Annotated in this window: 22 protein-coding genes and 1 pseudogene; 16 read left to right on the top strand and 7 right to left on the bottom strand. The window is 56.3% G+C overall.

What is annotated here, in order from left to right; all coding sequences use genetic code 11:
• Window position 1 precedes the first annotated feature (1 nt).
• A complete protein-coding gene (locus tag C0560_RS11090) occupies window positions 2-1,348 on the bottom strand; it encodes an SrfA family protein (protein ID WP_248858537.1) in 1,347 nt (448 codons plus the stop codon).
• 283 nt (window positions 1,349-1,631) lie between these two features.
• On the opposite strand from C0560_RS11090, the gene C0560_RS11085 reads away from it, so the two are divergent.
• Together C0560_RS11085 and C0560_RS11080 are read left to right on the top strand one after the other, a co-directional pair.
• On the top strand, window positions 1,632-3,230 hold the full coding sequence (locus C0560_RS11085) for an ABC transporter substrate-binding protein (RefSeq protein WP_248858535.1): 1,599 nt from the start codon (window positions 1,632-1,634) through the stop codon (window positions 3,228-3,230).
• A 109-nt stretch (window positions 3,231-3,339) separates the two neighbouring features.
• Window positions 3,340-3,573: a YdcY family protein gene (locus C0560_RS11080; RefSeq protein WP_102103795.1), complete on the top strand. Its 234-nt coding sequence runs from the start codon at window positions 3,340-3,342 to the stop codon at window positions 3,571-3,573.
• 3 nt (window positions 3,574-3,576) lie between these two features.
• On the opposite strand, the gene C0560_RS11075 is transcribed toward C0560_RS11080, so the two are convergent.
• Together C0560_RS11075 and C0560_RS11070 are read right to left on the bottom strand one after the other, a co-directional pair.
• Window positions 3,577-4,026, bottom strand: coding sequence for a DMT family transporter (locus tag C0560_RS11075; RefSeq protein ID WP_102103794.1), 450 nt, complete (start codon window positions 4,024-4,026; stop codon window positions 3,577-3,579).
• Entirely contained in the window at window positions 4,023-4,541 is a 519-nt protein-coding gene (locus C0560_RS11070; protein WP_248858534.1) for a GNAT family N-acetyltransferase, read from the bottom strand. The genes C0560_RS11075 and C0560_RS11070 overlap by 4 nt, the downstream gene beginning before the upstream one ends.
• 148 nt (window positions 4,542-4,689) lie before the next feature.
• Here C0560_RS11070 and C0560_RS11065 point away from each other — a divergent pair, with 148 nt between their 5' ends.
• From C0560_RS11065 to C0560_RS11055, 3 genes are all read left to right on the top strand, one after another.
• Window positions 4,690-5,265, top strand: a complete 576-nt coding sequence (locus C0560_RS11065) for a helix-turn-helix domain-containing protein (protein WP_100780044.1) — start codon at window positions 4,690-4,692, stop codon at window positions 5,263-5,265.
• A 65-nt stretch (window positions 5,266-5,330) separates the two neighbouring features.
• Window positions 5,331-6,368, top strand: coding sequence for an NADP-dependent oxidoreductase (locus tag C0560_RS11060; RefSeq protein WP_248858533.1), 1,038 nt, complete (start codon window positions 5,331-5,333; stop codon window positions 6,366-6,368).
• 259 nt (window positions 6,369-6,627) lie between these two features.
• A complete protein-coding gene (locus C0560_RS11055; protein ID WP_100780046.1) occupies window positions 6,628-7,296 on the top strand; it encodes a GntR family transcriptional regulator in 669 nt (222 codons plus the stop codon).
• 255 nt (window positions 7,297-7,551) lie between these two features.
• On the opposite strand, the gene pqqU is transcribed toward C0560_RS11055, so the two are convergent.
• Window positions 7,552-9,666, bottom strand: a complete 2,115-nt coding sequence (gene pqqU / locus C0560_RS11050) for a TonB-dependent receptor PqqU (RefSeq protein ID WP_102103789.1) — start codon at window positions 9,664-9,666, stop codon at window positions 7,552-7,554.
• 269 nt (window positions 9,667-9,935) lie between these two features.
• Between pqqU and C0560_RS11045 the strand changes: the two genes are divergently transcribed.
• Complete coding sequence (locus C0560_RS11045) at window positions 9,936-10,997, top strand: YncE family protein (protein WP_181826390.1); 1,062 nt, start codon at window positions 9,936-9,938, stop codon at window positions 10,995-10,997.
• A gap of 116 nt (window positions 10,998-11,113) precedes the next feature.
• On the opposite strand, the gene ansP is transcribed toward C0560_RS11045, so the two are convergent.
• A complete protein-coding gene (gene ansP, locus C0560_RS11040) occupies window positions 11,114-12,610 on the bottom strand; it encodes an L-asparagine permease (RefSeq protein WP_100780049.1) in 1,497 nt (498 codons plus the stop codon).
• Between the two features lie 429 nt (window positions 12,611-13,039).
• Here ansP and C0560_RS11035 point away from each other — a divergent pair, with 429 nt between their 5' ends.
• On the top strand, window positions 13,040-14,023 hold the full coding sequence (locus tag C0560_RS11035; RefSeq protein WP_248858532.1) for an aldo/keto reductase: 984 nt from the start codon (window positions 13,040-13,042) through the stop codon (window positions 14,021-14,023).
• 1 nt (window position 14,024) lies between these two features.
• On the opposite strand, the gene C0560_RS11030 is transcribed toward C0560_RS11035, so the two are convergent.
• Window positions 14,025-14,915, bottom strand: coding sequence for a LysR family transcriptional regulator (locus C0560_RS11030; protein ID WP_100780051.1), 891 nt, complete (start codon window positions 14,913-14,915; stop codon window positions 14,025-14,027).
• 111 nt (window positions 14,916-15,026) lie between these two features.
• Between C0560_RS11030 and C0560_RS11025 the strand changes: the two genes are divergently transcribed.
• Window positions 15,027-15,425, top strand: coding sequence for a cupin domain-containing protein (locus tag C0560_RS11025; protein WP_100780052.1), 399 nt, complete (start codon window positions 15,027-15,029; stop codon window positions 15,423-15,425).
• Here the strand turns inward: C0560_RS11025 and C0560_RS11020 are convergent.
• On the bottom strand, window positions 15,422-16,957 hold the full coding sequence (locus tag C0560_RS11020; RefSeq protein WP_248858531.1) for a methyl-accepting chemotaxis protein: 1,536 nt from the start codon (window positions 16,955-16,957) through the stop codon (window positions 15,422-15,424). The genes C0560_RS11025 and C0560_RS11020 overlap by 4 nt on opposite strands.
• On the opposite strand from C0560_RS11020, the gene C0560_RS20945 reads away from it, so the two are divergent.
• From C0560_RS20945 to C0560_RS10985, 8 genes and pseudogenes are all read left to right on the top strand, one after another.
• Window positions 16,956-17,090, top strand: a complete 135-nt coding sequence (locus C0560_RS20945; RefSeq protein WP_255409570.1) for a hypothetical protein — start codon at window positions 16,956-16,958, stop codon at window positions 17,088-17,090. The genes C0560_RS11020 and C0560_RS20945 overlap by 2 nt on opposite strands.
• 324 nt (window positions 17,091-17,414) lie before the next feature.
• Window positions 17,415-18,416, top strand: coding sequence for an LLM class flavin-dependent oxidoreductase (locus C0560_RS11015; RefSeq protein ID WP_123427812.1), 1,002 nt, complete (start codon window positions 17,415-17,417; stop codon window positions 18,414-18,416).
• Window positions 18,413-19,534 carry a M20 peptidase aminoacylase family protein gene (locus C0560_RS11010; protein ID WP_102103784.1) on the top strand — a complete coding sequence of 374 codons (1,122 nt, stop codon included), beginning with the start codon at window positions 18,413-18,415 and terminating at the stop codon, window positions 19,532-19,534. Before C0560_RS11015 ends, C0560_RS11010 begins: the two co-directional genes overlap by 4 nt.
• A gap of 16 nt (window positions 19,535-19,550) precedes the next feature.
• Window positions 19,551-21,813 (top strand): annotated as a pseudogene (locus C0560_RS11005) (NtaA/DmoA family FMN-dependent monooxygenase).
• Between the two features lie 9 nt (window positions 21,814-21,822).
• Window positions 21,823-22,332, top strand: a complete 510-nt coding sequence (locus C0560_RS11000) for a GNAT family N-acetyltransferase (RefSeq protein ID WP_123427816.1) — start codon at window positions 21,823-21,825, stop codon at window positions 22,330-22,332.
• Between the two features lie 9 nt (window positions 22,333-22,341).
• Window positions 22,342-23,265: an amino acid ABC transporter permease gene (locus C0560_RS10995; protein ID WP_100780059.1), complete on the top strand. Its 924-nt coding sequence runs from the start codon at window positions 22,342-22,344 to the stop codon at window positions 23,263-23,265.
• On the top strand, window positions 23,249-24,022 hold the full coding sequence (locus tag C0560_RS10990) for an amino acid ABC transporter ATP-binding protein (protein WP_248858530.1): 774 nt from the start codon (window positions 23,249-23,251) through the stop codon (window positions 24,020-24,022). Before C0560_RS10995 ends, C0560_RS10990 begins: the two co-directional genes overlap by 17 nt.
• A gap of 9 nt (window positions 24,023-24,031) precedes the next feature.
• Window positions 24,032-24,919: a transporter substrate-binding domain-containing protein gene (locus C0560_RS10985; protein WP_248858529.1), complete on the top strand. Its 888-nt coding sequence runs from the start codon at window positions 24,032-24,034 to the stop codon at window positions 24,917-24,919.
• The last annotated feature ends 34 nt before the right edge of the window (window positions 24,920-24,953 follow it).

Raw genomic sequence — 24,953 nt, 5'->3', positions numbered from 1 at the left:
ATCAGGCACCTGCTTTCTTGAACGTCAGCGGAACGACGGTTTTGGCATCATAACGGGCAGTACACTCCGCCACGTCGTTAGTCCCGGCTTTACAGGCGATTTCCGGCATCGGGTAGCGCGAACCATCCGTGCAGCGGGCATTGCCGCGGCTCTTAATCATCAGTTCGCCGTTGCTGTGAAGGCCCGAGAAAATGTCGCTTCGACAAATAACGTTATCGCCCTGAACCACACGAGCGGTCCCCTTGTTGTTCTGAATTTGATAACGCAGTGACGGTGCTTTCCCGGTGATCGGATCTTTCACGTCCAGCATGGCGCGCCAGGTGCCGTTGAGGAATTTCGTTGAGCCGGTTTTTACCTGAACGGCGTCCATCACCATGGCATCTTTAGGGATCGCGGAAATTAGCACCGGTTCTGCGACCGGGGCCGGTGCAGGTTCTGCGGCTTTAACCGGCAGGATTTCGGCCTGGTGCAGCGGCAGGTTCATCGCCATCTCGACCGCCGGTTTTACCGGTTTCGGGGCAATAACAATCGGTGCCGGAGCAGGTGTTGCGACAGGCTCGGCAGAAGGCGCCTGTTTTGGCCACAGCAGCGGAGTCGCGATGGCCGCGACAATCACGGCCGCCACAGGCAGAGACCAGAGCGGAACGCGGCGTTTTTTGCCTACAACCACAGGCGCAGGTTCTGCGGGCGCGGACACTTCAGGCATCACCACGGGCGCAGGCTCAGCGGAATAGAGGTCGTCCTCTGTCACACGAACCACAGGCGGTGGTGCGATGAGCGGTGCGTCGGCTTGCTCAAACACAATCGCCGGGGCGGGTTCTTCAGGCTCAGGCTCTTCAACTGGCGCAGGCATCGGCTCAGGCTTGAGGGATTCACGCAGGCAATCCAGAACATCCTCGCGCGCGTTTTCATTGAGATTCACAAAACCCCAGAACGCGATAACCGGCTTGCCGTCGACGAGGAACAGGAAATTTTCGCCGGGGAACTGGAATGCTTTTGAAAGCAGGGAACCAAACAGCTGTTGTGCGGTTTTAGGCGACTGGAGGCTCTTTTTGCTCAGCGATTCAACGCTTGAGAGGGTGTTCTCCAGATAGCGCAGGGCGCGAAAACGTGCGTCTTCATCGGCGGCATTCCAGCCCAGAACGTCACCGTCCACCGGTGAATACCAGTCGACACGGTCGCCGCCGTCGTTCACCTGCGGGATCGCCAGACAATCGACGATCGTCTGCTGTTTGCGCAGACGCAGCGCTTCACGGATTTGTAGTGCTGATTCAAATACGGCCTGTCCGCCGCCGCCAACGGCCTGAAAATCATCGAGATTGCCGCTGCGTAAAAGTGTTTTTGCCACGATTTGGTCCTGTAGACTTCTTCACCCCATTACTTTAACGAAATCGTTTTGCAAGCAAACGGACGAGGAGACGCTAAAAGCGGCGATTTCTTAGCGGATAGAAAGGTGCATTAGTGGTTGACGAAACAGCACACTTAAGGCAAATCACCGGGCGATGGCTGGCTGTTAAACCAGCGAAATTAATGGCTTTAGAATATCCTGATAGTGTTTCGTTATTTGCCACCCGCTCAGGGCTGTGCTGTTATTGACGTTCTATATATAAAAATCAAAAAGGCTTATAACCATGACCACAGGGAAAAAGCTGCTCGCGCTTGCGCTGAGTACACTCTTACCGGCAAGCGCTGCCTGGGCGGCAAACACAGATACGATCATTTACTGCTCTGAGGCGTCACCGGAGTCGTTCAACCCGCAAATCGCCAGCTCCGGCCCGTCATTCGTTGCCAGCTCTCAGGTGCTTTATAACCGTCTCATTAATTTTGATCCGGTCAAAAATACTCCGGTTCCGTCGCTGGCAGAATCCTGGACTATCTCTCCGGATGGCAAAACCTATACGTTTACGCTGCGTAAAGGCGTGAAATTTAACAGCAACAAATACTTCAAACCGACCCGTGATTTTAACGCCGACGACGTTATTTTCTCGGTGCTGCGTCAGAAAGACCCTAAGCATCCGTATCACAACGTCTCCCAGGGTAATTACGAATATTTCAATGACGTCGGACTGGATAAGCTGATCCAGGAAGTCAAAAAAGTCGATGATTACCATGTGCAGTTTGTGTTGAGTGAGCCGAACGCGGCGTTCCTCGCCGACTGGGGAATGGATTTCGCCTCGATCCTGTCAGCCGAATACGCAGACGCTATGCTCAAAAAAGGGAAGCCGGAAAACGTCGACACCTGGCCAATTGGTACCGGCCCGTACGTGCTGCAGCAATATAAAGTTGATTCTCTGATCCGCTACGTTGCTAACCCGACTTACTGGGACGGCGAGGTGCCAACAAAGCATCTGATTTTCTCGATTACGCCGAACGTTGAAACGCGCCTCGCGAAGCTGCAAACCAACGAATGCCAGATTATCCCTGCGCCATCCCCGGTTCAGTTTGACGTGATTAAGAAGAATAAAGATCTGACGCTGCATTCCGTTGATGCGCTGAACGTCGGCTATCTGGCGTTTAACACCGAGAAAAAACCGTTTGATAACGTGCTGGTGCGTCAGGCGCTGAACTACGCGACGGATAAAACGGCCATTGTTAACGCCGTGTTTATGGGTTCCGGTACGGTCGCTAAATCACCGATTCCGCCGAACATGCTCGGTTTTAACAAAGATTTGAAAGACTACAGTTACGATCCGGAAAAAGCGAAAGCGCTGCTGAAGCAGGCGGGGCTGGAGAAGGGCGCAGAAGTGACCCTGTGGTCGATGCCGGTTCAGCGACCGTACAACCCGAACTCCAAACGCATCGCGGAGATGATCCAGAGCGACTGGGCGAAGGTGGGCGTGAAGGCGAAAATTGTCTCTTACGAGTGGGGCGAGTATCTGTCCGGAATGCGTAAAGGCGAGCACGACAGCGCCCTGTTTGGCTGGATGTCAGATAACGGCGACCCGGACAACTTCGCCGATGTGCTGCTCGGCTGCAACAGCATCAAGACCGGCTCGAATGCCGCACGCTGGTGTGACAAAGGGTATAATGACCTGGTACAAAAAGCGAAGCTGACCAGCGATCCGGCGAAGCGTGCGGCGCTGTACAGCCAGGCGCAGGAGATTTTCTACCAGCAGGCACCGTGGATTGCGCTGGCAAACGGCAAAACGTTCTACGCCACACGCAGTAATGTGACCGGGTATAGCGTTAGCCTGATGGGCAGTGATTTCTCCAAAGCGAAGCTGAACTAGCCAGATGCCCGGTGGCGTTGCGCTTACCGGGCCTGCTGGACAGTGTATGTGTTAGCCGGGTAAGGCAATGCCGCCGCCCGGCGATATGACTCGATGGCAAGGAGTGACAATGTCACATTTAGACGACGTGATTGCGCGCGTGGATGCCGCGGTGGAAGAGAGTGTCATCACTCACATGAATGAACTGCTCATCGAACTGAGCGAAGACAGCGAACTGAGCCGCGAAGATCGCTACGCTCAGCAGCAACGTCTGCGTAACACCATTGCGCACCACGGCAAGCAGCATAAAGAAGAGGCCGACGCCCGCCACGACCAGCTGACCAAAGGCGGCTCGATTCTGTAAACGTCAGAACTGGCGCCTGGCAACCAGCCAGGCGCCAATCACCAGCAGCACCGCACCGCAGACCGGGCCAATCAGCGCCCGCAGCGGGATCCCCTGGCTTTTCAGTACGTCCATCACCAGCCCGCCAATCAGCTGACTGGCGACCAGCACCGCAATCGTGGTGGCTGCACCGACATACTGATAGCCGCTGATGCTGGCAAAGACAAAAAATGACCCCAGCAACCCAGGAATGAGCGTCCACCAGCGTATCGTGGACGCCAGCTCGCTGAAGCCCGCCACGCCGTTTTTAATCAGTAATATACTGACAAACAAGACGATACCGACCAGTGAGTTCAGCAGCATGGCGATCAAAATCGTCGATGACGACTGGGTGATGCGCACCATCAGCGTGTTTTGCACCACCAGACCGATGCCGGCAGCCACCAGAAAGACCAGCGTTAGGGATTGGTTCATCCGATCGCGTCCGGTTCGTGGCGATCGTCGAGCTGGAGCTGCATAAAGGTCAGATCCAGCCAGCGGCCAAATTTGGTGCCCACCTGCGGCATCTGCCCGGTAATGACAAAACCGAGGGTATCATGCAGATGAATGGAGGCCTGATTTTGCGCTTCGATGCCCGCCACCATCACGTGTTTGCCGATGGCGCGCGCTTCAACGATCAGCGTTTTCATCAGTTCGCGGCCAATGCCTTTACCCTGATGGTCGGGATGAACGTAGACCGAATGCTCCACCGTATGGCGGAAACCGTCAAATGCGCGCCAGTCGCCGAAGGAAGCATAGCCTGTGACCACGCCGTTCTCTTCGCTGACCAGCACCGGATAGCCCATCAGCGTGCGCGCTTCAAACCAGGCAATACGGTTTTCCGTATCAACGGTGGTGTCGTTCCAGATTGCTGCAGTATGCAGCACCGCGTGGTTGTAAATCTCGCCGATGGCGGCGCAATCTTCTTTGCTGGCGTGACGGATAATCATCGGAACCTCGGGATCGGTTGTTCACTATAGTGGTACGTATTGCTCACAATATTACACAAATGCCGCGCCAGACCGCTACGGCATAAGACATATTTTTTTGTTATGACAACGGCATTGAAATCGGGTCCATACACTATAGTATGACGTCATGAACACTATGCCAGACGATATGAATCAACGGATTAGCGCGCGAATTCGGGTGGAACGCGAATCGCGCGGTTGGTCGCTTAGCGAGCTTGCTGAGCGGGCAGGCGTGTCACGCGCCATGATCCACAAAATTGAACGCAGCGAAAGCAGCCCGACCGCAACACTTCTGGCGCGGCTGTCGGGGGCGTTCGGTATCAGCATGTCGACGCTCATCGCCCGCGCTGAGATGCAGGAAGGCAAGCTGCTGCGCTTTGCCAACCAGCCGGTGTGGCGCGATCCGCAAACGCATTATCTGCGCCGCCACGTTTCACCGCGTACCGACTTGCCAATCGATCTGGTTCAGGTCGAACTCCCCGGCGGCAGCGATGTGCCGATGCCCGCGTCATCCTACGCGCTGGCGCGTCAGCTTATCTGGTTACAGTCCGGTGAACTGGTGTTTCAGGAGGGCGATACCCGCCATGAAATGCAGGCCGGAGATTGTCTGGAGCTGGGGCCACCTAACGACTGCCGCTTTATCAATGAGACGCAAAACCCCTGCGTGTATCTGGTGGTGCGCCTGAATCAGTCTGGCTCGTAATGATAAGGCAGTTGTCGGCAACAGGCGCTAGTCTCTAAGGACATTTGCGTAATAAGGAGCGATCCATGAGTCAATCTGCAAACACAAACCGCCGCCTGGTGCTGGCGTCTCGCCCACAGGGTGCGCCGGTCGCGGACAATTTTCGTTTAGAAGAGCAACCGATCCCAACGCCTGCGGACGAGCAAGTTTTGCTGCATACCGTCTGGCTGTCACTCGACCCGTACATGCGTGGCCGCATGAGCGATGCGCCGTCCTATTCGCCGCCGGTTGAAATTGGCGCGGTGATGGTGGGCGGCACAGTCAGCCGCGTTGAGCAGTCGAACCACTCGAAATTCAAAGCGGGCGAGTGGGTGCTGGGCTACAGCGGCTGGCAGGAGTATGAACTCTCTGACGGCACGGGCTTGGTCAAACTCGGCGATGAGGTGAAACAGCCATCCTGGGCACTCGGCGTGCTGGGAATGCCCGGTTTCACAGCCTACATGGGGCTGCTGGATATCGGCCAGCCGAAAGAGGGCGAGACGTTAGTGGTTGCAGCGGCAACCGGCCCGGTTGGGGCGACCGTCGGGCAGATCGGCAAAATCAAAGGCTGTTATGTGGTCGGCATTGCGGGTGGCGCGGAGAAATGCCGTCACGCGGTTGAGGTCCTCGGGTTTGACAAGTGTCTGGATCATCGCGCGGACGATTTTGCCGAACAGCTGGCACAGGCCTGTCCGAAAGGCATCGATGTGTACTACGAAAATGTCGGCGGTAAAGTGTTCGACGCGGTACTGCCGCTGCTGAATACCTCGGCGCGCGTGCCGGTGTGTGGGCTGGTGAGCGGGTACAACGCCACCGGGCTGCCGGACGGGCCAGACCGTCTGCCTCTGCTGATGGCGACGCTGCTCAAGAAACGCATTCGCATGCAGGGCTTTATTATTGGCCAGGATTACGGCCATCGCATTCAGGAGTTTCAGGATGAGATGGGGCGCTGGATCAAAGAGGGCAAAATTCAGTATCGCGAGCAGGTGATCGACGGGCTGGAGAATGCACCTCAGGCGCTGATTGGCCTGCTGGAAGGCAAAAACTTTGGCAAAGTGGTGATACGCGTCGCGAAGGATAACTAATGGTACTCATTATGGCGGGAATCCCCGCCATAATATATTCTTAAAGTTTGACTATAATGTCTTTAATAATACCAGCATAGCTATCGGCCATACCGGATTCGGTGAGCCGAGGGCAAAAAAAATGCATAAATTTTGGTTCTTGAATTTTTTAGCGTCATTCCAATACCAGTGTGAAGATACAGGATATATCGACAGGCACTCGTTCAGGTCAAAACGAGTGGATGAATAGCGCTTATTTTTTAAGCTGAAGGAAATGCACATGCTTGAATTGGAACATTTAGAAAAAGCACAACGCCTGAGCCTTACGATGCAAGTTGAGGTGAGCCTGAAAGGGGCGTTGATTGCCGGAGCGCTCAAACCTGGCGCCAGGCTTATTACCAAAGAGATTGCGGATAAATTAGGCACCAGTATTACTCCAGTTCGCGAAGCGCTTTTACGGCTGGTTTCCGCCGGAGCCCTGCATGCCACACCGGCACAGGCTTTTCTGGTACCGGAGATCACCCTCGATCGCTATACAGAAATAAACGCCATTCGTAAGCAATTAGAGTCAATGGCGGTTGCGGCAGCCTGTGAAAAAATGACAGACAGCAAGCTGCAGGAATTACGCGATCTGGCAGAGAAATTCCACGCTGCAATGCGTAACGGCGAGGCGCAGCGCGCCCTGCATGCCAATCGTGCGTTTCGCTTCAGGCTGTATGAATGCGCCCAGATGCCCACATTAACGGCGATGATTGAGCAACTTTGGGTGCGTATTGGCCCCTGCTTCAATTATCTCTACGAAGATGTACACGACATTTCAAAATACTCGTATCGCTACGATGAACTGCTGGATGCGCTTGAGCGCGGCGATGCAGTGGCCTGTGATAAAGCGATTGATAAACTCATTGACGGATCGACGGCGCTTTTATTGCAGCAGTATTTTAGTTAAGTAATAGTTTAATCACTTTACACTTTTCTAATATAACTATTCCCTGCTTTAACTATTTCCCGGAAGAATTGCTCCTCCGGGAATGTTATTTTCCGTTCATTCTGGCTGTCCCGACAGAAAAAGAGACTGACTGGTTACGCTCTCTGATAAAAGGGGAGTGAATTGTACAACGGCGTCGAAAATCCGCGTGCAAAAAAATCCCGCCCTGGTCAGGCGGGATTGGTTGCTATGCTCATTCATCGTCGGATTGCGATTTTACTCAAAGCGATATGACACGGACATCCCCACGCCGTAATTACGCCCCGGAGCCGGTTCGTAGTAGCGGCCGTTGGATTCGTTAACGATGACCGATCCGACATACTCCTTATCGAACAGGTTATCGACGCGCCCGAAGACGTCCATTCCCCAGTTGCCGTAGTTAAATTTGTAGCCCGTATTCAGGCCGACCACGGTGTAGGAAGGGGCTTTGGCGGTGTTTTCATCGTCCGCCATGATATCGCTCATATAGCGCACATCGGAGCCTGCGTACCAGCCTTCTTCCGGCTGCCAGCCAAACGACGCGTAGCCCATATTGCGGGCGATGCCCGGCATACGGTTACCGTTACAGTCGGCGTCGGAGCAGACGTTGGTGCGGTACGTTGCATCCAGATACGTCCACGCCATTTTCAGCTTCCAGTTCTCGGCAAACTGCTGATCGAGGGAAAGCTCCACGCCCTGACGACGCGTTTTCCCGGCGTTTTTATAGCTTGTACGGCCGCCGGAACTGGCGTCTACCACAATCTCATCATCCGTATCGGTGCGGAAAAGCGCCGCCGTCAACAGACCATTGCCGACGCGGGTTTTGCTGCCCACTTCGTAAGTATTGTTGGTGGAGGGTTTCAGGCCGAAGTTCAGCCCGCTTTGATTTCCGGAACGGTAGGAGAGTTCGTTGATGGTCGGCGTTTCAAACCCACGGCCTGCCGCAGCGTAGACGTTCCACCCATCGGTGATGGCGTATTTTAAAGAACTGGCAGGCAGCCATTTGTGGTAGCTCGCGTCGCCGCTGTCATCCCCGTTGGCACCTTGCACGTAGTGATCGTTGGAGTCAAACCACACGGAGCTGTAACGCACGCCCGCATCCAGGGAGAGTTTTTGCGTCAACTGCCAGCTGGTCTGCAGATACGGGTCGACGTTCCACATCAGGTTACGTTCGTTGCGGCGTTTATCGCCTTTCACACCGTATTCCGGCACGCCGTTGTTCATGACGAAGTTCTCGTAACCGCGACGATCTTCGCTCATGTTTTCGTAGTTCAGCCCGGTGGTGAAGGTCACGGGCACCAGCAGTTCGCCGCGATGCGTCCAGCGGGTGTCCACGCCCTGATAGTGGCGCTGCATATCGATCACACCGCCGGAGTGGGTCTCTTTCAACTGCGGCTGATAGGGAATTGACTGATACTGCGTCATTTCACGCTCACCGGCGTACATCATCACGCTGAGATCGTCCTGCTCCGTCAGCTGGCGCTCGTAGCGCAGGCCAGCCTGGGTCTGCTTGATGGTTTTGCGCGTGTTGTACTGATCGGCGCGCGGCGACTGACGCGGGTTATCGCGCCACTCCTGGTAATCCAGTCCGCCCGGATCGTTAGCTTTCATGTCGACGCTGTTGAAAATCAGCGTCAGTTTGCTGGCATCATCAATGCGCACGCCCAGTTTGGCGTTCGCCAGATTTTTACGCGCGCCGCTGTGGTCGCGATAGCCCTTCGTCGTGAAACGGGTCGTCGACACCGTGTAATCCACATCGCCCGCATGGGTGCCGTCACCCATTGCGCCGGTGGCTTTCAGGCCGTAGCGCCAGGTGCCGTAGCTGCCGTAATAGCTGCTCGCTTCAATGGTCGGCGGCTGCTGGCCGGTCTGGCTGGCGATATTGATCACGCCGCCGGAGGCATTGCCGTACAGGGCAGAGAACGGACCGCGCAGCACTTCGACGCTGTCGATGCTGGAGAGATCGATATTTGAAGTCTGCCCCTGGCCGTCCGGCATGGTCGCCGGAATGCCGTCGACGTACATGCGAATACCGCGCACGCCGAAGGTGGAGCGGGCACCGAAGCCGCGCATGGAGAGCTGCAGGTCCTGAGCGTAGTTCTGCCGGTTCTGAATTTGTAAACCTGGCACGCTGCCGAGCGATTCAGAAAGGTTGATGCGTGGCGCGGCCTGACGCATGTCATCCCCGTTCACGACGCTAACCGCGGCAGGGGTATCGAGTTCAGAAACGGTCTGCGGCGTGGCGCTGACGATCATCGTTTGTTCTTGTGCAGCCAGTGCCGCTGCGGGGGCAAAGATCGTCGGCATCCACAACAGGGTGAGCGTGGCCTGACGGGCAGAAATGATTTTCATGAATAAAGAGCCGGTTGATGAAGAAAACGAACCAAATGGAACACATGTGCGTATGGTAAATCTTTTGTAAAGGTTTTGAAAACTTTAACAGCACGTTGCGTTAACAGAAGTGTAGATAAAAACGAAGCGGGGCGCGAAACGGGAAACAAAGGCTCCACATTCAGGTGAATAATGATTACTATTCTCAACAATAAAATAGGATGAAGCGATGACTTCGTCTCAGGGAAGCAATGTCGGCATTACACATTTTTTTATCAAAGGGAGTCGTCATGTCATTACGTCATCTGTGCTCACCGCGTCTGCGTGGTTCTCTGCTGTTGGGTTCACTGCTGGTAGCGGGGTCGTTTAATGTTCATGCTGCAGAAGAGATGCTGCGAAAAGCGGTGGGTAAAGGCGCTTACGAAATGGCGGTCAGCCAGCAGGAAAATGCCCTGTGGGTTGCGACCACGCAAAGCCGCAAAACGGATAAAGGTGGCGTGGTTTACCGTCTTGATCCCGTCACACTTGAAGTGACGCAGGCCATTCATAACGATTTAAAACCGTTCGGCGCCACCATCAACAATGCCACTCAGACCCTGTGGTTTGGTAACACCACCAACAGCGCGGTAACGGCTATCGACGCCAAAACCGGCGAAGTGAAAGGGCGCCTGGTGCTTGACGATCGCAAGCGCAGTGAAACCGTGAAGCCGCTGCAGCCGCGCGAGCTGGTCGCCGATGACACCACCAATACCGTCTATATCACCGGTATCGGCAAAGAGAGTGTGATTTGGGTAGTGGATGGCGAAACCCTGAAACTGAAAGAGACCATTGCTAACACCGGCGCATTCAGCACGGGTCTGGCGCTGGATGCGCAGGCAAAACGTCTCTACAGCACCAACGCCGACGGCGAGCTGATCACCATCGATACGGCCACCAACAAAGTGCTGAGCCGCAAAAAAGTGCAGGACGACGGGAAAGAGCATTTCTACCTGAACCTGAGCCTGGATACCAAAGGGCAACGCGCGTTCCTGACCGACTCCAAACAACCGGAAGTGCTGGTGGTGAACCTGAAGGACGCAAGCGTGATCGAGAAAATCGCTGCCCCTGAATCGCTGGCGGTGCTGTTTAACCCGACTCGCAACGAAGCTTACGTGACGCACCGCGAAGCGGGCAAAGTCAGCGTGATCGACGCGAAAACCTACAAAATAACGAAAACCATTGATACGCCAACCTTCCCGAACAGCCTGGCGCTCTCCGCTGACGGCAAAACGCTGTATGTGACGGTGAAACAGAAATCTACCCGTCAGCAGGAAGCCACCCAGCCTGACGACGTGATCCGTATCGCACTGTAAAGCGAGTGTGGTAGCGCCGCGTAAATCTGGCGCTGTGGGGTAAAAAAAGGAAGGCCCAGGCCTTCCTTTTTTATTGTTGCCGGGAGGCGGTGTCGCCTGGCCCGGCCTGTAAAATCTTAACGCGACGTCTCTTCAATCAACGGCGCGTCGTGCTGCACATCATCCGCCAGTACCGGCGCGGTGCTGTGGATTTCGTTTACACGCTTACGCACGCCAAACCAGCCAGCAACCAGCAGCACCGCCAGCAGCGGAATGGTGGCGATGGTGTAGGTGCCGTTTGGATAGTCAAACGCCATCAGCACCAGCACGCTTAACAGGAACAGCAGGGTCAACCACGAGGTCACCGGTGCGCCCGGCATCTTGAAGCTCACATCCGCCGCTTTACCTTCCTTGATCGCTTTGCGCAGGCGCATCTGGCAGACCACGATAAACGCCCAGGAGGCGATAATGCCGATTGCCGCGACGTTCAGTACGATCTCAAACACCTGAGATGGCACCAGATAGTTCAGGAACACGCCAAAGACATACACCACCAGCGTTGCCAGAATCCCCGCGTACGGCACCTGCTGTTTGCTCATTTTCGACATGAACTTAGGCGCAGAACCGCCCATCGACATGGAGCGCAGGATACGGCCCGTGGAGTACAAACCGGAGTTCAGGCTCGAAAGCGCGGCGGTCAGTACCACGATATTCATGATGCTGCCCACGTAAGGCACGCCGAGCTTGGAGAAGAAGGTCACGAACGGGCTTTGACCCGCCTGATAAGCATTCCACGGCAGTAACAGCACCAACAGTACCACCGAGCCAACATAAAACAGACCGATACGCCAGATGACGCTGTTGATCGCTTTTGGCACCATGGTCTGCGGATCTTTACATTCACCCGCCGCGGTACCGACCAGTTCGATAGAGGCGAAGGCAAACACGACGCCCTGGACCAGCACCAGCGCAGGCAGCAGGCCGTGCGGGAAGAACCCGCCGTTATCCGTTATCAGATGGAAGCCGGTTGCGCCGCCGTCGAGCGGTTTACCGCTGCCGAGAAACACCGTACCGACCACCAGGAAGATCACAATCGCCAGGACTTTCACCAGCGCGAACCAAAACTCCATCTCGGCGAACCACTTCACGCCAATCATGTTCATGGTGCCGACAATCGCCAGCGCGCCAAGGGCAAACACCCACTGCGGCACATCGCCAAACGCGCCCCAGTAGTGCATATACAGCGCGACCGCGGTGATATCCACGATCCCGGTCATCGCCCAGTTGACGAAGTACATCCAGCCCGCCACATAGGCCGCTTTTTCGCCGAGAAACTCACGGGCATAGGAGACAAAGCTGCCGCTGGAAGGGCGGTGCAATACCAGCTCGCCGAGCGCACGCAGAATAAAGAAGGAGAAAATACCGCACACCAGATAGACCAGTGCGAGAGCCGGGCCAGCCATTTGCAGACGCGCGCCTGCACCGAGAAACAGCCCCGTACCGATAGCGCCGCCGATGGCGATCATCTGTACCTGACGGTTGCCCATCGCCTTGTGATAGCCCTCTTCGTGAGAGTTCAACCAGCGACGTTTCGCAGCGTGATGATCGGCTGCGTTTTTATTGCTTGTTTTCATTGAGATACCTGTTTACCTGTCTGAATCATCTTAGGGATGCCCGTACATGGCTGTCAGCAGACCAAACGATTGCTTCTGCGCAGCCAGATGTCGCCTTTCCAGTCATTCTGCGTATGGATAAGGCAAAACATGGCGAAGCATCCTACCCGCAATCCATAAGCGACGCAAAATATAACCGGTCTGAAAGTGATACGGATCGAATGAAATGGTGTGGTCAGAGCAGACGAGGATCACAACATGCTGAATAGTGACCAGTTTGCAGAGAAAATGACCCGTTAACTGCTGCTTTAATCATCAGGCGTGCTTAATAGTTGCGCAATGGCGTTGATGAACTGAATTCATAAGCACAAGCTTTTCTGCGCTGTAGTGCTCATGAACCACTCCCTCTACAGTAAAAGCGTTAATCACGAAAACCCATGAGGAAAAGCGATGCAACAGCGACAACTCGGACAAAATGGTTTAACGGTTTCCGCACTGGGGCTGGGGTGTATGGGCTTAAGCTTCGGTTACGGCCCGGCGACGGACAAGGCGCAGGCCATTGCCCTCATCCGCGCAGCGGTAGATCGCGGCGTCACCTTTTTCGATACCGCCGAAGTTTATGGCCCGTATATTAACGAAGAGGTGGTCGGCGAAGCGCTGGCACCGGTGCGCGACAAAGTGGTGATTGCGACCAAATTTGGTTTTGACTGCGATCAGCCGGGCCAGGTACTTAACAGCCGCCCTGAACATATTCGCGCGGCGATTGAAGGATCGTTAAAACGCCTGAAAACAGAGGTGATTGACCTCTATTATCAGCACCGCGTCGATCCGGACGTGCCGGTGGAAGAGGTCGCGGGAACGATTGCCGATCTGATTGCCGAAGGTAAAGTAAAACACTTTGGCCTGTCAGAAGCGGGCGTCGACACCATTCGCCGCGCGCATGCGGTCTGCCCGGTCACCGCGCTGCAAAGCGAATATTCCCTGTGGTGGCGCGAGCCCGAGCAGGCAATTCTGCCGCTGCTGGAGGAGTTAAACATCGGTTTTGTTCCGTTCAGCCCGCTGGGTAAAGGCTTCCTGACAGGGGCGATCAACGCCCAAACCACCTTCGACAGCAGCGATTTCCGCAACGTGGTGCCGCGCTTTAGCGAAGCCTCACGGCAGGCCAACCAGCAGCTGGTTGATCTGGTGCAGCGCCTGGCCGCCGAGCAGGGCGTGACAGCGGCGCAAATCGCGCTAGCGTGGTTACTGGCGAAAGCGCCGTGGATTGTGCCGATTCCGGGTACCACCAAACTGCATCGTCTGGAGGAGAACCTCGGAAGCGTGAACGTGACGCTGTCACAAGAAGCGCTCGCCCGTATTAATGAGGCGCTGGCGAGCATTGATGTGGTCGGCGATCGCTACCCGCAGCACCTTCAGGCGCGCGTAGGCAAATAAGTTAGGTCTTACGCAGGGCGTCGACCAGCAGCGAAAATGCGGTGGTGTGCTGGCGGCGGCTCGGGTAGTAAAGGTGGTACCCGTCGAAATACGGGCACCATGCCTGCAGGGCCGGGATCAGTCGGCCCTTCGCAATGGCATCCTGCACCGTATCTTCCGGCACATACGCCAGCCCCAGACCTGCCTCGGCGGCATCAATCCGCTGCGGCAGGTTATTTAACGTCAACTGACCCTCCACTCGCACGCGTATTTCTCGCCCGTCTTTTTCAAATTCCCAGGCATACAGCCCGCCAAGGGTAGGCAGGCGCATATTGATGCATGAATGGTTTGCCAGCTGCTCCGGCGTTTCTGGCATGCCGTGGCGCGCAAAATAGTCTGCCGAGCCCACCACCGTCATCCGCATATCCGGCGCGATGCGCACCGCAATCATGTCTTTGGCGATCTGTTCGCCGAGGCGCACGCCCGCATCAAAACGACCATCAACGATATCCGTCAGGCCGTTGTCGACGGTGACCTCAACGTGAATATCCGGGTATTGCAGCATAAAGGGTTTCAGCACCGGCCACAGCACTGCCGACATGGCGTGCTCACCGGCGGTAATGCGAATGTTCCCGGCGGGTTTGTCACGCATCTCGCGCAGGGCCGTCAGTTCCTGTTCGATCTCCAGCAGGTGTGGGCTTAAGCGCATAAAAAGCTGCTCGCCGGCTTCGGTCGGGGCCACGCTGCGGGTGGTGCGCGTGAGCAGGCGCATATCCAGACGCGCTTCAAGATTGCGCATTGCGTGGCTCAGTGCCGACTGCGACACGCCAAGCTGGGCAGCGGCGCGGGTAAAGCTCCGCTCGCGAGCGACTACCATAAACGACAACAAATCGTTGAAATTGTCTTTCAGCACGGCGAGGCTCCCGATATATGAATTTGGCTCATGGTTCCTTTCTGATTATGCAGTCTAATGCTGCTCACTGGTTTGCGCTACTGTTAACGCATCAGCAAAACAGGAGACAACATGAAAATTATCCGAAGTGGTTCGTTACCCTCAGCCCGTGGCCCGGAAGCGTGGTTTAGCGGAACCGTGCGCATTGATGCGCCGTTTCAGGCAACGGAACCTGCGTCCGTCGGCGGCGCGACGGTAACTTTCGAGCCGGGTGCGCGCACCGCCTGGCACACCCATCCGCTGGGACAGACTCTGATTGTGACGCAGGGGCGCGGCTGGTTACAGGAGTGGGGCAAAGACGCCGAGGCGCTGAACCAGGGCGATATCGCCTGGATACCGCCTGGTGTAAAACACTGGCACGGGGCCAGTTCACAGACCGCGATGACACATATTGCCATCGCCGAATCCGTGAACGGCAGCCCGGTGGAGTGGCTGGAAAAAGTGAGCGACGAGGAGTATCAGGGGCGTTAACCGCCAAATACCGCAATCGCCTGTTGCAGCCGTGTGGTGCGCTCCGTCAGATGATTCGCGGCGCGGGTGACGTTATCGACCATCCCCGTATTGTTGTGGGTCATCACGCCGATACGGGAAATGGACTCGTTGATCAGCGTCAGGGCCAGCGTCTGTTCCTGCGTCGCATGGCCAATCTCTTTGATCAGCGACGTCACCTGTAACACATTGCCAATCATCGCCGTAAGGTGGGTTTCGGTCTGTTCGACCATTGCCACACCGGCGTTGACGCTGGCGACGTTCTTCTCGATCAGCGTTTTGATCTCTTTCGCCGCCGAGGCCGAGTGCTGCGCCAGATTACGCACTTCGGCGGCCACGACCGCAAAACCACGGCCCGCTTCGCCCGCGCGCGCCGCTTCTACGGCGGCGTTGAGCGCCAGAATATTGGTCTGGAAGGCGATTCGGTCGATCACACCGATAATATCGACAATCTGACTGTTATCTTTTGAGACCGACTGCATCATGCCGATGGTCTGCTTCATGGCGGTCTCGCCGCTGTGGGCGCTGCTGCTGGTGCGGTCGGCCATATGGATTGCTTCCCCGGCGGTTTGCGCGGTTTGCTCTACGGCGCTGGCAATCTCCTCCACGGCGGCAGCGGTTTGCTGCAAATCATCAGCCGTCTCTTCAGAGCGCGCCTGTAACGCAGCACCTTCTTTTGCCACCTGCTGGCTGATGGTGCTGATCCCGGCAATTTGCGTTCCGACGTCATCGACCAGAGAATTTAAATTCAGCCCCGACTGATTGACCAGGCGCATCATCATGCCCACGTCATCGACACGATCAAAATGAAAATAAGCGGGTTTTCGCCCGGAAACGACCTGTTGCATCTGGCGGACAATCTTTTTAAGAGGGCGGCAAACCTGCGCATTCAGATATAACCCCAGCGCAATAAAGAGCGCCAGCAGCCCAGCGATTTGCATCACTCCTTTCGGTAATAAAAGGGATACCAATAACGAAAGCAGAGCGGTGACGGCAATACCGTAATTGACTCTTTTTGCCGTGCTTATTTTTTTAAAGAGTGAAAGAAAAGAGAATAACCCGCGACGAACCAGTAAGCCTTTATAAAAACGATGCCGGGTAAGCTGGTTATTTCTGACCCGCTGATAGAGATGTTCAGCGGCGTCTATCTCATCGCGCGGGGGGATATTTCGCACGGAAATATAACCGGTCAGCGTTTCGTTTTGATACACCGGCGTGACGTTGGCACGCACCCAGTAGTGATCGCCGTTGTGGCGGCGGTTCTTGACCAGCCCGGTCCAGCTCTGACCCTGCTGGAGCGTAAACCACATATCCCCAAAGGCGTCAGGCGGCATATCCGGATGGCGAATGACATTGTGCGGCTCGCCAATAAGATGTTCTTCTTTATAGCCGCTGGCTTCAATAAACGCAGAGTTGGCATAGGTAATATGGCTCTGCGTATTGGTGGTCGACATCAGCGTCGACCCTTCGTTAAGTAAATACTCGCTTTGTGTAACAGGAGTGTTATTTCTCATGAAAAACTCCATGGTGATGTCAAAAAAACAGAAAAGCCGCCCGAAAAATATTCAGGCAAGACAAAAGTTATTGTTGTGTTTATTACGGCCTGCGCATTCTTCCACAAAACAGGGTGAACAAGAAAGCACCTGAATTAACTATTTTTTATCTATTAAACATTGCTTATGTAATGAATTTGCAAAAAAAAGAGTGCCGCCATTTTTAATGGCGAATGAAATTCTCTCCTTAAGTTAAATATTAAGTGAAATATGAATAAACCACGGAAATTGAACTCCCGAAATACACTTTCGTTAACATGGACAGATCGCGGCGGCTAATCTGTTCTGCACGATAGGCTTATGAACAGAAGGGGGATGCATTTCTGATTTCCGGCAAACTAAATGTAAATTAATTGTTTCTCAGAGGTGAAATCCCCCTTTAATAATGGCGACATGTTAAGTCAAACGAGAACACAACATGTCCTGGCGAATCAGCATTCTGGATAAAAGCCCTGTGGCGGTGAACGAAACGGCCGCCGACGCGCTGGCGCGTACCCTGAGTCTGGCAAAACAGGCCGAAGCGCTGGGTTTTCACCGCTTCTGGATTGCCGAACATCACAATACCGCGCAGCTGGCCAGCCCCTCGCCTGAGCTGCTCATTGCCTGGATTCTGGGACAAACCAAACACATCCGCGTCGGCTCTGGCGGCGTGATGCTGCAACATTACAGTCCGTACAAAGTGGCGGAAAACTTCAACGTGCTGGCGTCGATTGCCCCTGGCCGCGTCGATTTGGGCGTCGGGAAAGCGCCCGGCGGTTTGCCGCTCTCCACGCGCGCGCTGCAACAGGGGCTGCATCAGGACGAAAAGGGGAGTTTTGCCGATCAGCTGACCCAGCTCGATCGCTGGCTTACCCCATCAACTGACGTGCAGGACGACAGCGTCAAAGCCACGCCATTGCCCTCTGCGCCCGCGGAAAAATTCCTGCTCGGCGCAAGCGTTGAAAGCGCGCAGCTGGCGGCGAAACTCGGCTGGAATTTTGTCTTTGCCGCCCATCTCAACGGGGATGTGAATCTCCTGCACGACGTGCTGGAAACCTGGCGCACTCACAGCGCGCTTAACGCCATCGTGGCGGTTCAGGCGATCGTCGCCCCGACTCAGGCGCAGGCCGATGCGCTGGCGGAAAAAGTGGAAGTGTGGGGCGTTGAGCTGGCGAACGGCCAGCGGGTAACGGTCGCCAGCGAAGAGCAGGCCTATGCCTTTGCGCGACAGGCCGAAAGCGAACCGCTGCGCATTGCCCGCCGCGCCCAGTCGCTGATCAAAGGCACGCCGGAATCGGTGCTCAATGAACTGGAAAACCTGCACCAGACCTGGGGTATCGACGAATTTATTATTGATACGCCCGTGGCGGACGGACTCGCCCGCACGCAATCCCTGCGCTTACTGGCGCAGGCCAAATTTGCCGGGGAGGTGCTGGTATGAGCCTCGGACAACAGCTGATCGACTGGCGCCGTGAACTGCACCGCCATCCTGAACTGTCAGGACAGGAAGTCGAAACCACCGCCCGTCTGCGCCAGTGGCTGTCGGGGGCCGGGATCACCGTGCTGCCGTACGATCTCCAGACCGGGATCGTCGCCGAAATTGGTCAGGGCCAGAAACAGATTGCCCTGCGCGCAGACATCGACGCGCTGCCGATTGAGGAGCGCAGCGGTGTGGAATTTAGCTCGCAAAATCCGGGCGTAATGCACGCCTGCGGTCACGATATTCACACCAGCGTGATTCTGGGCGCAGCGTTGCAACTCAAAGCCCGCGAAGCCACGCTGCCGGGGCGGGTGCGCATTCTGTTCCAGCCCGCCGAAGAGAATTTTGGCGGAGCGAAAAGCCTGGTCCGCGCCGGTGCGCTTCAGGATGTCAGCGCGATTTTCGGTATGCACAACGAACCCGGTTTACCGGTGGGGGCCTTCGCCACGCGCGGCGGGCCGTTTTACGCCAACGTCGACCGCTTTGTGATCCGCGTGACCGGTAAAGGGGCGCACGCCGCCCGTCCGCACGAAGGCTCCGACGCCATTCTGCTTGCCAGCCAGCTCGTCACCGCCCTGCAAAGTGTCGCCAGCCGTAACGTCAATACGCTGGATTCCGTGGTGCTGAGCGTGACGCGCATCGAAGGCGGCAACACCTGGAACGTACTGCCTGAGAGCGTGGAGCTGGAAGGGACGCTTCGCACCCATCGCATTGAAGTGCAGCAGAACGTCAAAGCCCGTGTAGGCGAAATCGCTGCCGGTTTTGCCAGCGCCTTTAACGCGCAGATTGATATCACCTGGTACGCCGGACCGACCGCGCTGGTGAACGATGAACGCTGGGCCGATTTCGCCACCTCCGTGGCGCGCGAAACGGGTTACGAAACGCAGCACGCAGAGCTGCACATGGGCGGTGAAGATTTTGCCGTCTATTTGCAGCACATTCCCGGCGCGTTCGTCAGCATTGGCAGCAACAGTCCTTTCGGTTTGCACCATCCGGGTTTTAATCCGGACGAGGCCTTAATCGAACCCGCCGCGCACTATTTCTCGCAGCTTGCAGAAAAAGCATTACATCAAATTTAACCAGTAAGGGGTGACTATGTCTGCAACACGACAATTGCGTCTTGGAACCATATTGCATGGCGCATCGGGAAATATGTCCGCCTGGCGTCATCCGGCAGCCGTGGCTGATGCCAGCATTAATTTTAATTTCGTCAAAGAGACGGCGTTAAAGGCGGAAGAGGGGAAACTCGATTTTTTATTCGTCGCCGATGGACTTTATATTAATGAAAAGTCGATCCCGCATTTTCTGAATCGCTTTGAGCCGTTAACTGTTTTATCCGCTCTGGCGAGCATGACTTCGCACCTGGGGCTGGTCGGAACGCTGTCGACCTCTTACAGCGAGCCGTTTTCCGTCGCGCGGCAGTTTGCCAGCCTCGACCATCTGAGCAACGGGCGCGCGGGCTGGAACGTGGTGACCTCGCCGCTGGAAGGCTCAGCGAAAAACTTCTCCCGCGAAAAACACCCCGAGCACGCACTGCGCTATCGCATCGCCGATGAGTATCTCGACGTCGTGAAAGGGCTGTGGGACTCCTGGGAAGAGGACGCCTTTGTGCGCAATAAAGCGAGCGGGCAATTCTTTAATCCGCAGAAATTACACACGCTGGATCACCACGGTGATTTCTTCCAGGTCGCCGGGCCGCTGAATATTGGCCGCACACCGCAGGGCCGCCCGATTGTGTTTCAGGCGGGGGCCTCGGAAGACGGCAAAAAACTGGCGGCAAAACATGCCGACGCCATATTTACGCATCACGAGACCCTGGACGAAGCCAAAGCCTTTTATCGTGACGTGAAATCTCAGCTGGAATTAAACGGCCGCCGCGCTGATGAACTGCATATTTTCCAGGGCGTGAGTGTGATTGTCGGAAAAGATGCCGCAGACGTGGAAGAGCAGTATCAAACCACCGCCGCGCTGGTGTCGATAAACGACGCGCTGAATTATCTCGGACGCTATTTCGAGCATCACGATTTTAGCCAGTATCCTCTCGACGAACCTTTCCCGGATATCGGCGAATTAGGGCAAAACAGTTTCCGCAGTACCACCGATGAGATCAAACGTAACGCCCGCGAGCGGAACCTGACGCTGCGCCAGGTGGCGCTGGAAGCGGCATCCCCGCGCCCGCGTTTTTCCGGCACCGCGGAAGAGGTGGCCGATGGCCTGCAGCAGTGGTTCGACGCCTACGCCGCAGACGGTTTCATCATTCAGGGCGGTACGCCAGACACCTTCCCGCGCTTTGTCGATCAGGTGGTGCCGCTCCTGCAGGCTCGCGGACTGTTCCGCACCGACTATCCGGGCACCACGCTTCGCGAAAGTCTGGGGTTAGACCAGCCAAAAAATCAGTTCACACAACAATAAGAGAAAACACGCTATGCAGAAAACCTCGCTCGTTCTGGCGCTCGCGCTGGCCTTTACCCCTGCCGTCTGGGCAGAAAATGTGAACATTAACGGCACCGGTGTGAGCATCGAGGCCAATAAAACGCCGGTGAACACCGTCAAAAACGGCGATGCCGTGGCGCAACTGCCGAAGGATTATCGCTTTGCGGTGCCGGGGAAATTCACCGTTGCCGTGGCGGGGCTGAACCAGCCGCCGCTTACCGTGTTCTCCGATGACAACAAAACCCTGCTGGGCAGCGAAGTGGATGTTGCGCGTCTGGTGGCCGACAGCCTCGGGCTGGAGCTGAACGTGGTCCCGACCTCCTGGGAGGACTGGCCACTCGGCGTGGCATCCGGAAAATATGACGCGGCGATCAGCAACATCACGGTGACCAAAGAGCGCAAAGAGAAGTTCGATTTTGCCACCTACCGAAAAGACTCCCTCGGTTTCTACGTCAAATCGACCAGCCCGATTAAATCCCTTGAGAAGGCTGAAGACATCGCCGGGCTGCGCATTATTGTCGGCTCCGGTACCAATCAGGAAGCGATCCTGCTGGCGTGGAACGCGGAAAACCTCAAAAAAGGGCTAAAGCCGTTCACCCCGGTCTACACCAAAGACGACGCGGCGCAAACCCTGGCGTTGCAGTCCGGGCGGGCTGATGCGTTCTTCGGGCCGAATGTGATTGGCGCGTGGAAAGCGGCCCTGACTGGCAAAACCAAACTGGTGGGCAGCGTGGATGGCGGCTGGCCGAAAGCGGCGCACATCGCCGTAACGCTGAAAAAAGGCTCCGGGCTGGTAGAACCGGTGCAAACGGCGCTCAACGGTGTGATTAAAAACGGGGATTACGACAAGGTGCTCAACCGCTGGGGCGAAGGTGTCGAGCGTATTCCGAACTCAGAAGTGAACCCGGCCGGGCTGGGCGACTAAGGAGGTCACATGAGCGATCTGTTTCGCGACGTTTCGCCGGAAGATGCCGATCTTCAGCCCATCATTGACGGGCTGTTCGGAGAGTACGCCGCCCGCTACGGCGACTACTTTTCCAAAGACGCAGAAATCGAACTGACCGAGTGGTATCTGCCGCCGCAGGGGCTGTTTATCGTGCTTGAGCGCGACGGCGAGATCATCGCCACCGGCGCGTACAAACCCTTTGACGCGCACACCGCCGAGATCAAACGCATCTGGACAAACAAAACGCTGCGCCAGCAGGGGCTGGCCGCGCGCGTGGTGCAGGAGCTGGAGCGCAGGGCGGTGCTGGCGGGGTACAGCGGTATCTATCTCACTACCGGTTTTCGTCAACCGGAAGCGGTGAGGCTCTATCTAAGCCAGGGCTACGCGCCGCAATTCGATCTCGAACGCGATCCGGAAGAGTACAGCCAGCCCCCCTTTGACGGGCGTCTGCGCTTCACCAAAACGCTGGTTCGCGAAGCGTTCAGTAAATCCGCATGAGGAACGACGATGAACAACAACGTTGAAACCATCAAAGTGGTCCCGGCGCGCTATCCCTGGCGCACCGTCGGAGCGATTGCCGCGCTGTTTGTGCTGGCGGTCGTCGTTCAGTCGGTGGCCTTTAATCCGCGCTGGGAGTGGGGCGTGTTTGCACGCTGGTTCTTCGATCCGGTGATTCTGGAAGGGGTGGGCCAAACCCTGCTGCTGACCTTAATCGGCACGGCGTTAAGCGTGGTGCTGGGCGGCATGTTAGCGCTGGCGCGACTCTCTTCGTCGTGGCTGTTAAGCACCCTGGCGTTTGGCTACATCTGGCTGTTCCGCTCACTGCCGCTGATTGTGGTGCTGATCATTCTCTACAACTTCTCGTATCTGTACGACACGCTCTCCCTCGGCGTGCCTTTTACTCAGATAACCTGGGGCAAATTTGAGACCATCAACGTGCTGGGGCAGTTTTCTACCGCCGTGGTTGGCCTGACGCTGGTGCAGAGCGCTTACACCGCTGAAATCATTCGCGGCGGCTTTTTAGGCGTCGATCATGGTCAGTACGAAGCGGCTGCCGCGCTGGGCCTGCCGGCCTGGCGCCGCACGGTGCGCATTATTCTGCCGCAGGCGCTGCGCACCATTTTGCCGTCCGGGTTTAATGAGATTATTAGCCTCGCCAAAGGCACCGCCATGGTGTACGTCCTGGCCATGCCGGAGCTGTTCTACACCATTCAGATGATCTACAACCGCACGCAGGAAGTGATCCCGCTACTGATGGTTGGTGCGGCCTGGTATCTGGTGATCACCACCGTGCTGTCGGTCATTCAGCATGTGGTGGAGCGCGGTCTTGCCCGCAGCGAACGCCGCTCGGCGGTGAATCAGTCTCGCGCCAGTCAGCGCACCCGTTCCGTTACCCCATCACAGGAGCCTATCCATGCCAGCCTCTCCTGAAGGACATATTTCGATTACCGGCGTCAGTAAATTCTTTGGTCGCCATAAGGCGCTGGATAACGTCTCGCTGGAGATCCCGCCCGGTTCGGTGACGGTGATCCTCGGCCCGTCCGGCTCCGGTAAATCGACGCTGCTGCGCACCATTAACCACCTGGAGCGCGTCGATGAAGGCTTTATCCAGATTGACGGAGATTACATCGGCTATCGCCGTCAAGGCGACAAACTCTATGAGCTGAAAGAGAAAGAGATCCTCAAGCAGCGCGTCAACGTCGGCTACGTGTTCCAGAACTTTAACCTCTTCCCGCATCTCACGGTGCTGGAAAACCTGATTGAAGCGCCGATTGCGCATAAGCAGCTGAGCCGTAAAGCGGCGTTAGAGCGGGCGTACGGCCTGCTGGATGTGGTCGGTCTACGTGAAAAAGCCGACGCCTGGTCGCGTCATCTTTCCGGCGGCCAGCAGCAGCGCATCGCCATTGCCCGTGCGCTGGCCCTGCGCCCGCGGGTGATGCTGTTTGATGAGCCGACGTCGGCTCTCGACCCGGAACTGGTGGGCGAAGTGCTGGACGTGATCAAAAAACTGGCCCGATCCGGCACTACGCTGGTGGTGGTGACGCATGAGATCGGTTTTGCCCGCGAAGTGGCGGATCAGGTGGTGTTCATGGTCGATGGCAAAATTGTCGAGCAGGGCAGTAGCGACGAGGTATTAAACCGTCCGTCCCACGCCCGAACGCGTCAGTTCCTGTCGAAAGTGCTGTAAGGAGAGGGTATGAAATACGGATTGCTGGCGCTGCTGGGCGTCGTTTCAGTGAGCCAGGCCAGCATTGATTTAAAGGCTAATGAACAGCCGCTGCCGGTGACGGTGGATCAGGCGGCGATCGCGAAGATCCCGCAGGGCTATAAATTTGTCGAGCCGGGTACGCTGACGGTGGCCATTTCTGCCCTTAATTCGCCGCCGCTGGCGCTGCTTGCCAGCGATAATCGCACCCGCATTGGCAGCGATCCGGATATCGCCCGGCTGCTGGCGGGGAGTCTGGGGTTAAAACTGAAACTGGTACCGACCGCCTGGGAAGACTGGCCGCTCGGGATCAGCTCCGGGCGTTACGACGTGGCGCTGGTGAACATTGCGGTGACCGAGCAGCGTAAAGAGAAGTTTGATTTTGCCACCTATCGCGTCGATTCACTGGCGTTTTCGGTGAAATCCACCAGCGACGTGCAGACGATCAAAAACGCCGAAGATCTGGCGGGTAAAAAGGTGATTGTCGGCTCCGGCACTAATCAGGAGCGCATTCTTCTCGGCTGGAACGAGGAGAACAAAAAGGCCGGGCGCGAGGCGGCGCTGCCGGTCTATCTGACGGATGACGCTTCCGGCAATTTGTATATTCAGTCCGGGCGTGCGGATGTGTTTTTCGGCCCGCAGTCAGTTTCTTCCTATAAAGCGGCGCTGACGGGCAAAACCCGGGTAGTGGGGCTTGGGCCGAAAAAAGCCTATGTTGCGACCACCACCAAAAAGGGCAACGAACTGGTGTATGCCCTGCAGGCCGCGCTCGATGGGGCGATTCAGCGTGGGGAGTATCAGCAGGTGCTGGCGCGCTGGGGTGAGCAGGGCGAAGGCGTCGCGCGCTCCGAAGTCAATCCGCCGGGCATCACCTACTGATGTTCTACACTTAGAATTTGTTCTGAGTGGGGGC

Source organism: Lelliottia sp. AC1 (assembly GCF_023278595.1).
In the GTDB taxonomy this organism is placed as follows: Bacteria; Pseudomonadota; Gammaproteobacteria; order Enterobacterales; family Enterobacteriaceae; genus Enterobacter; species Enterobacter nimipressuralis.
The sequence above is the reverse complement of the archived record's forward strand: the minus strand, read 5'-3'. Positions and strand labels throughout refer to the sequence as shown.